At 40.5% G+C, this 13,009-nt stretch carries 18 protein-coding genes and 1 pseudogene; 11 read left to right on the top strand and 8 right to left on the bottom strand.

From position 1 onward, the window contains the following. Positions 1 to 110: pseudogene (locus tag FTT84_RS10415) on the top strand (IS701 family transposase); the annotation flags it as partial. A gap of 161 nt (positions 111 to 271) precedes the next feature. Here the strand turns inward: FTT84_RS10415 and hemW are convergent. Next, positions 272 to 1,426, bottom strand: a complete 1,155-nt coding sequence (hemW, locus tag FTT84_RS10420; RefSeq protein WP_180058334.1) for a radical SAM family heme chaperone HemW — start codon at positions 1,424 to 1,426, stop codon at positions 272 to 274. A 125-nt stretch (positions 1,427 to 1,551) separates the two neighbouring features. Here hemW and FTT84_RS10425 point away from each other — a divergent pair, with 125 nt between their 5' ends. The 3 genes from FTT84_RS10425 to FTT84_RS10435 all read left to right on the top strand — a co-directional run bounded on the left by FTT84_RS10425 (position 1,552) and on the right by FTT84_RS10435 (position 3,992). After that, the gene (locus tag FTT84_RS10425; protein WP_067762950.1) at positions 1,552 to 2,010 is read left to right on the top strand and encodes a DMT family transporter; all 459 of its coding nucleotides are present in this window, start codon (positions 1,552 to 1,554) and stop codon (positions 2,008 to 2,010) included. Between the two features lie 101 nt (positions 2,011 to 2,111). After that, entirely contained in the window at positions 2,112 to 3,410 is a 1,299-nt protein-coding gene (locus tag FTT84_RS10430) for an MATE family efflux transporter (RefSeq protein ID WP_180058338.1), read from the top strand. Positions 3,411 to 3,557: 147 nt separating this feature from the next. Continuing rightward, entirely contained in the window at positions 3,558 to 3,992 is a 435-nt protein-coding gene (locus FTT84_RS10435) for a hypothetical protein (RefSeq protein WP_180058333.1), read from the top strand. Here the strand turns inward: FTT84_RS10435 and FTT84_RS10440 are convergent. Then, positions 3,985 to 4,197, bottom strand: coding sequence for a DUF1737 domain-containing protein (locus tag FTT84_RS10440; RefSeq protein ID WP_180058332.1), 213 nt, complete (start codon positions 4,195 to 4,197; stop codon positions 3,985 to 3,987). The two genes, FTT84_RS10435 and FTT84_RS10440, sit on opposite strands and share 8 nt — an antisense overlap. 215 nt (positions 4,198 to 4,412) lie before the next feature. Here FTT84_RS10440 and FTT84_RS10445 point away from each other — a divergent pair, with 215 nt between their 5' ends. Both FTT84_RS10445 and FTT84_RS10450 read left to right on the top strand, forming a co-directional pair. Next, positions 4,413 to 5,711 (top strand): AarF/ABC1/UbiB kinase family protein, encoded by a 1,299-nt coding sequence (locus FTT84_RS10445; protein WP_180058331.1) that lies wholly within the window; start codon positions 4,413 to 4,415, stop codon positions 5,709 to 5,711. 113 nt (positions 5,712 to 5,824) lie between these two features. After that, positions 5,825 to 6,073, top strand: coding sequence for a type B 50S ribosomal protein L31 (locus FTT84_RS10450; protein ID WP_180058330.1), 249 nt, complete (start codon positions 5,825 to 5,827; stop codon positions 6,071 to 6,073). A 153-nt stretch (positions 6,074 to 6,226) separates the two neighbouring features. Here FTT84_RS10450 and crcB read toward each other — a convergent pair whose 3' ends face one another. After that, the gene (crcB, locus tag FTT84_RS10455) at positions 6,227 to 6,610 is read right to left on the bottom strand and encodes a fluoride efflux transporter CrcB (protein WP_067762956.1); all 384 of its coding nucleotides are present in this window, start codon (positions 6,608 to 6,610) and stop codon (positions 6,227 to 6,229) included. Positions 6,611 to 6,774: 164 nt separating this feature from the next. Here crcB and FTT84_RS10460 point away from each other — a divergent pair, with 164 nt between their 5' ends. Next, positions 6,775 to 7,107, top strand: a complete 333-nt coding sequence (locus FTT84_RS10460) for a HopJ type III effector protein (protein WP_180058329.1) — start codon at positions 6,775 to 6,777, stop codon at positions 7,105 to 7,107. 107 nt (positions 7,108 to 7,214) lie between these two features. Here FTT84_RS10460 and FTT84_RS10465 read toward each other — a convergent pair whose 3' ends face one another. Both FTT84_RS10465 and FTT84_RS10470 read right to left on the bottom strand, forming a co-directional pair. Continuing rightward, entirely contained in the window at positions 7,215 to 7,646 is a 432-nt protein-coding gene (locus FTT84_RS10465) for a protease inhibitor I42 family protein (RefSeq protein ID WP_180058328.1), read from the bottom strand. A 42-nt stretch (positions 7,647 to 7,688) separates the two neighbouring features. Next, complete coding sequence (locus tag FTT84_RS10470) at positions 7,689 to 8,219, bottom strand: hypothetical protein (RefSeq protein ID WP_373685013.1); 531 nt, start codon at positions 8,217 to 8,219, stop codon at positions 7,689 to 7,691. 296 nt (positions 8,220 to 8,515) lie between these two features. On the opposite strand from FTT84_RS10470, the gene FTT84_RS10475 reads away from it, so the two are divergent. Further along, positions 8,516 to 9,139 (top strand): class I SAM-dependent methyltransferase, encoded by a 624-nt coding sequence (locus FTT84_RS10475; protein ID WP_180058327.1) that lies wholly within the window; start codon positions 8,516 to 8,518, stop codon positions 9,137 to 9,139. A gap of 15 nt (positions 9,140 to 9,154) precedes the next feature. Here FTT84_RS10475 and FTT84_RS10480 read toward each other — a convergent pair whose 3' ends face one another. The 3 genes from FTT84_RS10480 to FTT84_RS10490 form a co-directional block, all read right to left on the bottom strand. Further along, complete coding sequence (locus FTT84_RS10480; RefSeq protein WP_180058326.1) at positions 9,155 to 9,346, bottom strand: hypothetical protein; 192 nt, start codon at positions 9,344 to 9,346, stop codon at positions 9,155 to 9,157. A gap of 96 nt (positions 9,347 to 9,442) precedes the next feature. Beyond that, positions 9,443 to 9,742 (bottom strand): hypothetical protein, encoded by a 300-nt coding sequence (locus tag FTT84_RS10485; RefSeq protein ID WP_180058325.1) that lies wholly within the window; start codon positions 9,740 to 9,742, stop codon positions 9,443 to 9,445. 65 nt (positions 9,743 to 9,807) lie between these two features. Then, positions 9,808 to 10,278: a Holliday junction resolvase-like protein gene (locus FTT84_RS10490; protein ID WP_180058324.1), complete on the bottom strand. Its 471-nt coding sequence runs from the start codon at positions 10,276 to 10,278 to the stop codon at positions 9,808 to 9,810. Positions 10,279 to 10,411: 133 nt separating this feature from the next. Here FTT84_RS10490 and FTT84_RS10495 point away from each other — a divergent pair, with 133 nt between their 5' ends. The 3 genes from FTT84_RS10495 (at position 10,412) to sodC (ending at position 12,987) form a co-directional block, all read left to right on the top strand. Further along, on the top strand, positions 10,412 to 11,056 hold the full coding sequence (locus tag FTT84_RS10495) for a ParA family protein (RefSeq protein ID WP_180058323.1): 645 nt from the start codon (positions 10,412 to 10,414) through the stop codon (positions 11,054 to 11,056). 150 nt (positions 11,057 to 11,206) lie between these two features. Then, entirely contained in the window at positions 11,207 to 12,325 is a 1,119-nt protein-coding gene (locus FTT84_RS10500) for an AI-2E family transporter (RefSeq protein WP_162270476.1), read from the top strand. A 113-nt stretch (positions 12,326 to 12,438) separates the two neighbouring features. Continuing rightward, positions 12,439 to 12,987, top strand: a complete 549-nt coding sequence (gene sodC / locus FTT84_RS10505) for a superoxide dismutase family protein (RefSeq protein WP_180058322.1) — start codon at positions 12,439 to 12,441, stop codon at positions 12,985 to 12,987. Positions 12,988 to 13,009 lie beyond the last annotated feature (22 nt).

Below are 13,009 nucleotides of genomic sequence, written 5' to 3' on the forward strand. Positions count from 1 at the left end.
AAAATGTATATCGTTGGCAGAAGAAATTATTTAGACCAGTTATCAAAAACTTCATTGATGACTTTATTCTCGATAAAAATCATCTGCTACCACAGAGAATCTATAAATAATAGTGCGTAAGTCCTAATATATTTCATTTTTCTAAAGTTCCTTTACATCACGAAAATTCAATTATCACCTGTATAATTTCCTAAACATTGTGCAAATTACATTCGAAATATGAAAAGTTACTTGTCGCTCAAATATTAAAACAAGTTTTCAATAGCTTTCATTACAGGAACTCCTCCAACACTGAATTTAAAAAGATGTGTCCTTGTTCGGTACAAGACAAACGTGTTGGATCATTGACCATCAATTTACGTTCACGCAATGAGTTCAATAACTCGGCAATCGGCTCTAAACTTTCCCCTGTACGCTCGCTATATAGCTTGGCCTCCACCCCATGATTTAATCGCAGCGCATTCATCATAAATTCAAAAGGCATGTCCCCTGCCTCAATGCGCTTAAACTGAAGATGTTCAGCAGGTACTTTGGCTAAATAATCTTTGGGCAAACGGGTTTTTTGGAAACGATAGACGCCATCTGGCATCGTTACTTTGCCATGTGCGCCTGCACCAATCGCTAAATAATCACCAAACTGCCAATAATTTAAATTATGCGCAGACGGCAGTTCTTTACGCCAAGCCGAGACTTCATAGTTTACAAAGCCTTGTTCAATTAAATACGCTTCACCTTGCTCCTGAATATCTTCAAGTACATCATCTAAGGGTAAAATTGGCTGAGTCCGAAAGAAAACCGTATTCGGTTCAATGGTCAATTGATACCACGACACATGAGTCGCCCCATTTTCAACAGCCAGTTTTAAATCTAATAAAGCTTGTTCCAAAGTCTGTTCTGGCAGACCATGCATCAAATCAACATTGACACGCTCAAAACCCGCTTCTTTTGCATGACGAATTGCCAAAATGGCATCATCATTGGAATGAATCCGCCCCAGTTTTTGCAGATGCACAGTATTAAAGCTTTGCACCCCAATCGATAGTCGATTTATTCCAGCATCCAAATAGCCTGCAAAAGGATCATGCTCGACAGTGCCAGGATTGGCTTCTAAGGTAATTTCGCAACCTGCTTCAAAAGGTACTAAAGCGCGCAATTGATCAAACAACCATTGATAGCCTTTGGCTGAAATTAGCGACGGTGTGCCCCCACCAATAAACACACTATGAATGCGACGACCCTGCGCAAATTCAACTTGAGTTTTAAAGTCAGCCACCAATGCCTGTAAATATTCCTGCTCTAAATCAAGTGACAACACCCCATTCGGTACAGCATGCGAGTTAAAGTCACAATATGGACATTTGCGCACACACCACGGCATGTGAATGTATAAAGATAACGGAACAAGTGCAGGATTTAATTCAGCCAAGGAAAATGCTCAAAAGGAACAAAAGAAGTAAGCGCATTTTAACATGACTGCATCACAGCGCTTATGAAAACTCATAAGCAATACAGTAGACTAATAAAATTAAAGAAGAATTAGATGATTAGAAAATGAAATTGAGCAGCCATTTATTGTATTTAATGCCGCTTGCCATGGGTGTTGGCATCGCCATGACCTTTCAGACAGCGATTAACAGTCAATTACGTGAATATTTATATTCACCCTTACAAGCCGCCCTTTTTTCTTTTTTGGTTGGTACAATAGTGCTCGCCTGTTTGGTGTTTTTTCAATCGGCAGATAAACCAGACCTCGCAACGCTAGGGCAAATTCCTTGGTATTTATGGCTGGGTGGATGTTTAGGTGTTTATGCCATTAGTATCAGTATTTACACTGCACCGAAGTTAGGTTTCTTGACCTTGTCAGGCTTAATTATTTTTGGGCAAATCATTATGTCCATGATTGTCGACCAATATGGTTTACTCGGTACTGAAAAAACAGCGATTAACTGGCAACGCTTATTGGGTGGCGTGGTGATTTTTATTGGTGTGCTTCTCACTTTCCAACGCTAAGACCTCATTCCTAAGCACCTCACAAGAAATGAGTACGTTCTGTGTCTACTGTCACGGCTGCGACCAGCAGCAAGTATGAATTAAAACAACTGTTCCACTTGATGATCCCGATTTTAATTACGCAATTTGCGCAAGCGGGATTTGGTCTGATCGATACCATTATGGCAGGACATCTTTCTGCTAACGACCTTGCAGCAATTGCCATTGGTGTGGGTTTGTGGATACCGGTCATGTTACTGTTTAGTGGCATCATGATTGCGACAACGCCATTGGTCGCTGAAGCAAATGGTGCGCGCACACCTGAAAAAATTGCCACTATTGCCCGTCAGTCTTTGTGGGTTGCGTTGTTTCTTGGCATTATCGCTGCACTGGTTTTACAGGCAATGCCGCTTTTACTTCCTGTACTTGGTGTACCTGAGGCCTTGCTTCCCAAAGCCAGTTTATTTCTACATGCGATTAGTTTAGGCATGCCTGCTGTCACCATGTATGCAGCGCTAAGAGGTTATTCCGAAGCACTTGGGCATCCACGTCCCGTAACTGTACTGAGTTTGGTTGCTCTTTTGGTTCTTATTCCGCTGAACTTTATTTTCATGTACGGTTTAGGACCTGTTCCTGAGTTAGGTTCAGCAGGCTGTGGTTTTGCAACAGCGATTTTACAATGGCTGATGTTCTTTGCTTTAGCACTGTATATTTTTAAAGGTTCTGCTTATCAAAAGACACAGCCATTTGCTGCTTTTGAAAAAATGAATGGTGAGTGGATTAAACGCATTTTAAAACTTGGTTTGCCGATTGGTTTAGCCATCTTTTTTGAAGTGAGTATTTTTAGTACCGCAGCCATTGTGCTTAGCCCTCTAGGTGAAGTCACCATTGCCGCACACCAAATTGCGATTTCAATCACCTCACAGCTCTTCATGATTCCAATGTCTTTAGCAATCGCACTCACGATTCGCGTGGGCACTTATTATGGTGAGAAAAACTGGCTCAGCATGCGTAAAGTGCAAAAAGTTGGCATGCTGACTGGCACGCTATTCGCCCTCATCACTATGCTATTGCTGTGGCTATTACGTAATGAAATTGTTTCGCTGTATAGCAATGACTATGATGTCGCACAGCTTGCGGTATACCTTGTATTGTTTGCCATTGCCTATCAATTGATGGATGCATGGCAAGTGAGTGCAGCCGGTTGCTTACGTGGTATGCAAGACACCAAAGGCCCAATGTGGATTACCATGATTGCGTACTGGATTATTGCTTTCCCTGTGGGCATCTATCTTGCTCGCTATACAGATACCGGTGCCGCGGGTGTATGGATCGGCTTAATTGTCGGTTTAACTGTCGCATGTGTGTTACTGGTTACACGTTTATTGATGATGAATAAACGTCTTGCCATGAATGTTTAATAAACAAATAAGTCAGTTTTATTCTGCCTGTTTCAGATTTGAGCACATTAACACCTAACTGAAACAGGTAAATCACTTATTTGATGCATAACAAACAAATACTTTAAATAACCACTTAAGCAACTATGAGGATAAATAGGATCAAATATGTTAAAAATCTTTCGACCAGCCTTGTACCTTCCACTGCTCATTTTAAGCCTGACCACACACGCAGAAGAAACAATAGATCCCAACCATTTCCCACTGTATCAAGCACCGATTAACGTCCAAACTCAGCCAGAATTTGACTATATTAATCAATCACTTTGGACAGCTTTTCGCTTTTATCATGAGCAACAAGCTGACTCATATACCGCACGCTTAAAGTTGAGTTGTCAGCAATCTGGCATGGCCTATACCTATCAAGATTTCATCATGGCCAATAAAAAATTCGCTTCTGAAGACGATCAAGATTTTATCGTGACGCAAAACCTCATCAAATTAAATGCAAATCTGCACCATAACCAATGTAGTAAATATCTCACTCCACATCTAGAACTTGAAAAAGACGAAAATATAGAGCAGCCAAAGTCAGTTAATTAAGCAACTCCAAAGCATTCTTTAAACCTTGTGGCACTTTGCTTTCATCTTCTACGTCTTTCACAATTGCCTGCCCAACAATAATATCGCGACCATTAAAGCTCATGGTCGGTGCGCCATATAATTCATAACCTTCATTTAATGCTTTGGTTACGCGAGCACAGAAGTTCACGTCATCTTTCCCCGTTAAATAACGATACACTTTCATCACTTTGATCCTTTAAACCAATATTTACTAAACGATATGACATTTTAAACCATTCAAGCGATAGCTTAAATTTGCCTGAAAGAATTTCATTATTTACATTATTGCCCATCATTTTATGAACAGAAATAAAGTCTTAACAATTTAAAGTAGGCAGTTTGTGTTTTGTCGCCTATGATCGGTATTAGATAATAAATGATGATCTTGAGGAACATCACATGGCAAAAACGGCTAGCACACCGGGTCGTCGCTTTATGAAACTTGCCAGCATGACGGCAAGCATTGCTACTAAAACCGTTTCCAATTCCATCCGCAATATCACGGCCGATGAAGAACAGAAAAATGCGTCACGCAGTAAACTCTTTCAGGACATCGGACTGCAAATTGCCGATACCCTCGGTGAAATGAAAGGTGCGGTGATGAAAGTTGGACAAATTGCCTCGCAGTACAAGGACATTTTTCCACCTGAAGTTGCAAAGGCTATCAGTAAATTACAGCGCCAAGCACCTGCGATGCCTTTTGCCGAAATTAAGGCACAAGTAGAAAAAGAGCTAGGCAAACCACTGGCGCAAATTTTCAAAAGTTTTGATGAGCAACCTTTTGCTGCTGCCTCAATTGGGCAAGTCCATAAAGCTGTTTTGCCGAATGGACAACAAGTCGTTGTTAAAGTTCAATATCCGGGCGTAGAAGAAGCCTGTGAAAGTGATTTAAAACAGGTGCGCTTGGCGTTACGCTTAATGGGCGTTTTAAAAATTGATCGTAAACTCCAAGAAAAACTATTCCAAGAAATTCAAGACAGTTTAGACAACGAACTTAACTACGAAATTGAAGCACAAAACCTTGACGTTGCACGTGCTTTCCATAGTTCGCTCGACTCAAAAATTATTATTCCAGAAGTCTATAGTGACTACTCATCACGGCATATTCTGACGTTAAGTTTGGAAATGGGTGAAAGTATAGAAACTGCCAGTACGTGGTCTCAGGAAACACGAAATGAGCTCGGTCGTCGTTTATTCCGTGCCATTGGACAAGAGATTTTCTTCTTAAAACGCTTCCACTGTGATCCACATCCAGGTAACTTTGCTTTCCGTGAAGATGGTTCAGTCATTGTTTATGACTACGGTGGGGTCAAAACCTTATCGCCTGACGTTGTCTCACACTTTAAACAATTAATTAATGCTGCACGCCAGCATGATATTGCCTTAATGGAACAACATTTAGATGCACTTCAATCACTCAATGAGCTGGGCAAATTCCCTGTAGAACTCTATGAACAATGGCTTGAAGTGCTTATGCGCCCACTCACCACTCAATACGATTTTGCTGAAAACTCTGCCCATCATGATGGCGTCGAGTTAATTAAACCGTCTTTGAAATATTGGGATGTGTTTAAACCTTCACCGGATACCTTAATGGTGAATCGTACTGTGTCTGGCCATTATTGGAATCTGATCCATTTAAAAGTAAATGACAATCTGAATGACCTGTTTGACGAGCTTGTACCACCAACGACATAAGATGGCTTGATCCTCTAAAAGACCATATTGCCCGACACGCTTCGGGTAATATTTGCATTTATATTTGTTATGTTATAACATTCCATTAATCACTAAATTGAAGGAATAATAAGATGCGTCCAAATATCCATCCAGAGTACCGTGAAGTCTTATTTCATGACACCAATGCCAATGCTTACTTTGTTATTGGTAGCACTTTAACTACCAATCAAACGCGTGAATACGAAGGTAAAACTTATCCCTATGTCAGTCTCGACATTTCGAGTGCATCTCACCCGTTTTATACTGGTGAGCAACGTCAGGTGAACAATGAAGGTCGTATCGCCAACTTTAATAAACGTTTTGCACGTTTCAAACGATAACAATCTGTTCATGTTTAGTTAAGTTTTTGCTTTTAAAGTAAAAGCATTAAAGAAGTTCAGGGAACCCCTCCTCCAGCCTGAACTTCTTTTTTTTGTGTCCGTTTAGGCCTAGAGATATCAGCAGCATCAAGTTATCGCTAAAACTTCCCCGTTTTAAGCGTCAAATTTTAAAATCGATTGAAATAAATAATAACCCAGTCCCAGAACAATCACACCAATAACGAGACTCGAAATGGCATAACTGAACGCCACCGCACTGTGCCCCTGCCGCAGCAATTGAAATGTTTCCAAACCGAAACTCGAAAAGGTGGTAAATCCACCTAAAATACCCACCATCAAAAACAAACGTGCTTCGGACTGTAAAAAAGAATATTTTTGACTCACAGCAAAAAATACACCGGCCAAGAAGCAGCCAATCACATTCACCCACCAAGTCGTCCAAGGAAATATGCCTATTGGTTTAATCAGCAATACACCTGTGCCATAACGCAAAGTTGCCCCGATTGCACCACCGAGTGCTACCAATAACCAATTCATAGTTTCCCTTTGTAAATTGAAATGAACCTGATGCAATGATGTTTCAACCCATTGTATTGTCCACTATACACGCATTTATTTTACGTAAATAGTGTTCTGTAAAGGCTTAAAAGCTTGCTATAGTCTGCGCGCTTTGTACTATTTTTTTATGATTTGAGGATATTATGGCTCAGGAATTATTGGCTCAACTAGAAGCAGGGACTGCTCAATTTTCAGATGTAATCGCATTTATTGAAGCACGTTATAACCACACCCCAACGGCATTTACCAATGGTAAACAAGCCAATGCAGCAACTGAAAACCAAGGTAGTGCCAAAGTATTTTCTTTTGCGCAATTAAATGGTTTAAACCAAGTTGAAACATTAAGTCTATTTGCTGAACATTATGCAGCAGTACTTGCGACACCAGAAGCGACTGATCACCAAAATATTCGCCAATTTATGCAAAATGGTTGGGAAGGTATTCAATTTGATGGGCAAGCTTTAGCTGCAAAATAAAATCAAATTGAAAAGATGACTTGATCTCGAGATATTTGAGCATAAGTCAGAAAGCCAGTCTTGAGACTGGCTTTTTAAACTATTGAACATTTATAAGCGCTAAAAAATTAAGAAACTCGAACTCGGCAAGTCCATTCGCTCACCGAAGTTTTTTCCCAAGAACGTACATGCTTTAAATGCAATTGTTCTTCACCGGCTGTAGTTGCAGTAAAACGATAAATTTTCTGACCACCCACACCCACCATTGGTACAGCATCTTTATCTGCACGATGTTGATCAGATTGATAGGTTTCTTCTACTTTAAACAACTTCGGTTGTTCCACTATGGACCAGACATAACCTGTTGAAGGGTTTTCATTTAACACCACTTCCAAGGTTTGACCACGATCCATCTCCAGTAGAGCTGGGCAACTTTGTTTTTCCGTAAAAACATGCGTTTTACCATCAACTGTAGAGCTCATACTGGTACACCCACCTAGCAGCAACGCACTGACCAAACTCACGCCAATAAAAACTTTTTTAAATATCTGTTGTGTCATTTTATTCTGCATCTTCAATCCAGTATTTAACCCTGTTTTTCATTAACCTTTTACTTTCTCAATCCACTGGATTGAGCTGACACGAAAGACTTCACATGCACCATCACCTGTATCCGTCGGTGTAAGTGAAGATGTCCAAACTAGATCTTTGTCTTTGACTTCAACCAAATCCCCTTGCAAGCGCACTAAGTCACCGCGTTTGACTTGGGTAATCTGTTTGGCAATTTTAGGATTGGCAGGAATGATGTGCATATTGGATACCATCATCATCGCTTGCTTTTGAGGAACTGGCACTTTGGCCATTTTCCAATTCAGAAAGCGATCATATTGATTAACAGATATAGTTCGAGCAATTTCAGGTTCAGCAAATAAGCCCCAACTCACGGCATAATCAATCGGTGAAAATTTTGCTTGCTCGTCAGTTTGATAGGTTTTTGAACCTAAAATTCTAAAATCACCCTGAAAGTCTTTCAAAGTCGAAATTGACTGACCTTTGGCCACAGGTGCTAAGCCTTTGGCAATATTATATTCTGTAGAGGCTTGCACACCGACATTCAACAATACGCCTGCCATAACAGTGCTTAAAAGTATTCGTTTGATCATCGAGCTATCCTCTTAAAAATTTCCACACTTTGTACATTTACAACTGTAGATACCGATTGAATTTTCAAACTAATTCATCCACATGAAAATAGTCTTAAAAATATGCGCTGCACATGAATAAACAGTTGTAACTCTATATTACGCACAGATTTGGAATAAACCTTATGAACTTGGTAACAAAATGCAGGGCTTCAGTCATTGCTGCAATTTCCTTCGCATAGTGAGTTCATTTACACTTTAAGAAATTGGAATAAAAAAGCCATCAAATGATTTATAAATTTTATCAACAATATATCTTTCCGCATCTGTTAAATCAGGTGATGCAAACGGCCAGCTTGATGGATAAGCGTCGTGAACTTCTGCTTGCGGTTTCAGGTGAAGCCTTAGAGATTGGTTTTGGCACAGGTTTAAACCTGCCGTTTTATCAAAATGTAGATACCTTATATGCACTTGAACCCAATATCGATATCTACCATTTGGCTGCTGAACGGGTACACAGCACTCCCTTTGATGTGCAACATGTACAAGCTGGTGCAGAAAAATTGCCTTTTGCGGACAATAGTCTGGATCATATTATCAGTACTTGGACATTGTGTAGCGTTGCTGAAATTGAGCAGGCACTCGATGAAGTTTATCGGGTGTTGAAACCAACAGGGACGTTTCATTTGGTTGAGCATGTACAACATAATGAAAATACAAAAATTAAGCACCTACAAAATGTACTCAACCCAATTCAGAAAAAAGTCGCGGATGGTTGCAACCTCAATCGTAATATTGAAAAGCTACTCAAAAATGCACAATTTGAACTGTATGAATGCCAATATTTTGATGCTGCGGGAATTCCCAAAATAGGAAGCCGTATGCTCTTAGCTCGGGCACGCAAACTCTAAATGAGCTTGAGCAAATCACAATATTCGAATGGCATTAATTTTATAAATACGACAATGCTGTCCATGACGAGCGGCAGCAATGTTAAATGCTCGGCCAGTTTTAATAGAATGCACATCCACCCATTCAGCTAGAAGTTGAACTTGCTGCCCTGCTTTTAGTCGTCGAATTTGATTTGCCACGACTTCTGTACTGGCAATCACACTCATATTGAATAATTGCTCAGATGTTTGTGCTAAAGGCGCCGATGTGCTTGATTTAGCCTTTAGCTCAAAACAGCGCGAGTCCTGTGTCCATTCGAATTGTTATTTTAAGGTTTGATAACTTTGCTGATTTTGGCTCAGTAGTAGGTCAATATTGCTGACATAAGCGAGGTCTTGAAAACCACCAACTACGGTTGGTGCTGCTGGATGTAACAAGCGGTGACCTGCACTGTAGTATCTTTTATCTAAAACAGTGAATCGCCCTTGAATCTCCTCTTTGGTCGTGAGCTGAAAATTTTTCAGCACCCCAACTTGTTCAAAATTTGGAATCGCACGAAAAAACTCCGCCCAGACCCAAAGCAATAGACCAAATAACGCGGCGGCTGCGAATAGTTTTTCCATTGATTTAATTCCATTTATTCCAAACTAAAAATTAATCCCAAACCCGTGCTGTACATTAAAATAATTTACACATCATCAAAATCAATGCGAATGGTTTCAAAACGAATGCGCCCTTCCTCAATCGCTTGAGCAATGGCTTGCTGGCCTTTGGTTAATCGCGCCCCACCACTCTTTATATCAATCAAGACCACTTCAATATCTTCAGCTGTACCGTCACCATCGCGGAAGTCGGTATAACCATCAAACACCACATAATCGATTGGATCACCTAAAAACTTGGCATCACTCGGTAAATATTGGAACTCAGGCAGAATCGGAGCAAGTTGCTCCGCCATTCTACCTTTCAAGACAGCACGACTGGTATTCACACTGCGCTTCTGTGCATGAGCTAAAGCTTGTTGATGCTCTAATTCAAGCTCTGCAATATATTGTTCATATTCCGCTTTAATCCGTCCATTGCGACTGCTACTTAAAATAATGGTGGTTATCACAACCCCAATACATGCGCCAATTAACATGGCCATCCAGACAGACATTGATTGATCCTGATTTTTTTAAATCGAAAATTACATAATGAGATGAAAAATTTGAGACTTTAGTGTGTTGTCATATTCCTCGCATTAAAGAATGATATGCTAGAGCTGAGCAGAATAAAATCTATTTAGGCCAATGAAAACGATCTTAATTGCTAATCAAAAAGGTGGATGCGGAAAAACCATTACCGCTATCAGTTTAGCTTCAGCCCTTGCACAAAAAGGCTATAAAGTTGCGCTGGCCGATGCCGACAACCAAAAATCTGCACGGCAGTGGTTAAAGCAAAGACCCGAGTCCGCAGCGCCGATTCAAAGTCTTGACTGGCGTCATGAAAAATCTATTGGTGAAGTACCCAAAGGCATTGAATATTTAATTATTGATGCACCGGGTGCTTTGTCCGGTGAACATGCCGACCAATTGGTCAATGAAGCACATGCGATTATCACCCCATTGCAGCCTTCTTTTTTTGATATTGACTCAACGCGTCGTTTCTTAAAGCATTTACAAGACATTAAACGCATTCGTAAAGGCAAAGTCCAAATTTTATTATTGGCCAATCGGGTTAAACCAAATTCTGCAAACTCGAAAGAAATTCAAGATTTTTTCAATAAGATTGAACAACAGCCCGTTGCTTGGATTTCTGAGCGTACCGCATATGGTCAATTGGCCATGCAAGGTTTAACTGTTTTTGATAAAACCCAAAAAGTGTATTTAGGCATGCAACAGCAATGGCAACCTGTACTTAATGCCATTATTGAAGACGAAACAGAGTGGTTTTAACCACAGATTTCATTAATTTTATATTTCATTGTCAACTTCAAGCCAAAATTGCCTGAAAGATATTCACCATAACTTAACAAGCTCTCGTTTTCGGGAGCTTTTTTTTCAGTTAAGATTGGACTAACCGTGATTAGAAAATCAGAGAATTCTTTGCCAACGTTCGCACCTACATTACAAAAAGTCTTGTTGTTTGGATTATTTTTTATCCTGATTTTTTTGAGCTTTAGCGTACTCAAATACTTTATTGTGCCTGTGGTGTGGGCAGCCATCATTGCCTATATGACTTGGCCTTTATATCAGTCGGTACACCGATTCTGTGGTGAACGTGCAACCCTCAGTGCAACCTTAATGCTTTTACTGTTCATGTTGGTGGTCGGCTTGCCAGTTATTTTTGCGATCTTTCTGCTGCAACATGAAGGTCGTAATTTGTATTTTGAACTACAGAAACAGGTTTTTTCAGGCCATTTCAATGTGCCAGATTTCGTACGCCAATTGCCTTTTATTGGCAAAGAAGTCAGTCGCACGTTACGTGAACTAAATGATGATCCAAACAGCATCATTCAATCAGTACAGATTTGGATTCAAGGTCATCTTAATTACGGTAAGGTTTTATTTAGCGAAGTCAGCAAAAATATTTTTAAACTTTGTTTTGCGGTCATGTCTTTGTTTTTCTTCTATCGTGATGGCCAAACCATTTTAAGTCAGGTCAGTAAAGCGCTTGAAATGGTGATCGGCCCTCGAATTCATCATTATCTTTCTACCATTTCAGATACAACCCGCGCGGTGGTATATGGTATTGGTCTCACCGCCATTGCCCAAGCATTTCTTGCTGGCCTTAGCTATTTTGTAGCAGGCGTACCGAATCCAATGCTCTTGACCATCATCACATTTATGTTGGCGCTTATCCCCTTTGGCCCTCCAATTTCGTATACGGCTGTGTCATTGTGGTTGTTCTCACAAGGTCAAACCATTGAAGCCATTGGTGTGATGGCATGGGGTGTCTGTATTGTCAGTACTGCTGATAATGTGATTCGTCCATTAGTTATCTCTGGTGCAACTCAAATCCCGTTCTTACTGATTATGTTCGGTGTATTGGGCGGTATTGCGAGCTTCGGATTGGTTGGCTTATTTATAGGCCCAGTCATTTTGGCTGTTTTATTGGCGATTTGGCGTGAATGGTTACATGAAACCAAAATTGAACCGGTGATGATGCCGAAAGCCACACTGGCACATGATTTAGAGCCATTAGATGACAGGAACGACAAATAAAGTTCAGTATAAAGATTAAACAAATATTACAATCAAATACTTAAATCAACTGTCATCCTGTTTGCGCTTCTGCTTCAATGGTTTTAACCAACAAGAACAGACAGGATGATCATATGGCATCTTTTACTCGATTCGGTGCTTTAGCAGCACTTTCAGCGGCTATGTTTACTGGTTGTGCGAGCACCACACCCGCAACCAGCCTCAATGCAAAATCAGTGACTGTAAATGCAGTGAGTGCACAAGGCATTGGACAAAATATTGGGCAAATTCAATTACTCGACAGTCCTGCGGGCTTGGTTATTCAAACTAATTTAACCCAATTACCTCCAGGCCCACATGGTTTCCACATCCATGAAAAAGGCTCATGCGCACCGGCAGAGAAAGATGGGAAAATGGGTGCTGCACTTGCTGCAGGTGGCCATTTCAACCCGAAATCTGCGCCTAACCACGGTACACCGATTACAGGTCACTTAGGTGACTTACCGATCCTTCAAGTCGAAACCAATGGTACAGCAAAAGTGTCTCTGATTGCCCCACGTTTAAAACTGGCTGATGTGCAAGGTTTAGCCATTATGGTGCATGCCGGCGGTGATAATTACTCAGATCATCCAAAACCATTAGGCGGTGGTGGTGACCGTATTGCCTGCGGTGTAATCAAATAATTTTGCTCAAAAAAAGCGATGA

Source organism: Acinetobacter sp. YH01019, assembly GCF_013420285.1.
GTDB lineage: Bacteria > Pseudomonadota > Gammaproteobacteria > Pseudomonadales > Moraxellaceae > Acinetobacter > Acinetobacter gandensis.

Excerpts from the sequence above, each read along its gene's own strand:
- FTT84_RS10425 (WP_067762950.1), top strand. The coding sequence starts at position 1,552 with ATGAAATTGAGCAGCCATTTATTGTATTTAATGCCGCTTGCCATGGGT.
- FTT84_RS10430 (WP_180058338.1), top strand. The coding sequence starts at position 2,112 with ATGATCCCGATTTTAATTACGCAATTTGCGCAAGCGGGATTTGGTCTG.
- FTT84_RS10435 (WP_180058333.1), top strand. The coding sequence starts at position 3,558 with ATGTTAAAAATCTTTCGACCAGCCTTGTACCTTCCACTGCTCATTTTA.
- FTT84_RS10440 (WP_180058332.1), bottom strand. The coding sequence starts at position 4,197 with ATGAAAGTGTATCGTTATTTAACGGGGAAAGATGACGTGAACTTCTGT.
- FTT84_RS10445 (WP_180058331.1), top strand. The coding sequence starts at position 4,413 with ATGGCAAAAACGGCTAGCACACCGGGTCGTCGCTTTATGAAACTTGCC.
- FTT84_RS10450 (WP_180058330.1), top strand. The coding sequence starts at position 5,825 with ATGCGTCCAAATATCCATCCAGAGTACCGTGAAGTCTTATTTCATGAC.
- crcB (WP_067762956.1), bottom strand. The coding sequence starts at position 6,610 with ATGAATTGGTTATTGGTAGCACTCGGTGGTGCAATCGGGGCAACTTTG.
- FTT84_RS10460 (WP_180058329.1), top strand. The coding sequence starts at position 6,775 with ATGGCTCAGGAATTATTGGCTCAACTAGAAGCAGGGACTGCTCAATTT.
- FTT84_RS10465 (WP_180058328.1), bottom strand. The coding sequence starts at position 7,646 with ATGACACAACAGATATTTAAAAAAGTTTTTATTGGCGTGAGTTTGGTC.
- FTT84_RS10470 (WP_373685013.1), bottom strand. The coding sequence starts at position 8,219 with ATGGCAGGCGTATTGTTGAATGTCGGTGTGCAAGCCTCTACAGAATAT.
- FTT84_RS10475 (WP_180058327.1), top strand. The coding sequence starts at position 8,516 with ATGATTTATAAATTTTATCAACAATATATCTTTCCGCATCTGTTAAAT.
- FTT84_RS10480 (WP_180058326.1), bottom strand. The coding sequence starts at position 9,346 with ATGAGTGTGATTGCCAGTACAGAAGTCGTGGCAAATCAAATTCGACGA.
- FTT84_RS10485 (WP_180058325.1), bottom strand. The coding sequence starts at position 9,742 with ATGGAAAAACTATTCGCAGCCGCCGCGTTATTTGGTCTATTGCTTTGG.
- FTT84_RS10490 (WP_180058324.1), bottom strand. The coding sequence starts at position 10,278 with ATGTCTGTCTGGATGGCCATGTTAATTGGCGCATGTATTGGGGTTGTG.
- FTT84_RS10495 (WP_180058323.1), top strand. The coding sequence starts at position 10,412 with ATGAAAACGATCTTAATTGCTAATCAAAAAGGTGGATGCGGAAAAACC.
- sodC (WP_180058322.1), top strand. The coding sequence starts at position 12,439 with ATGGCATCTTTTACTCGATTCGGTGCTTTAGCAGCACTTTCAGCGGCT.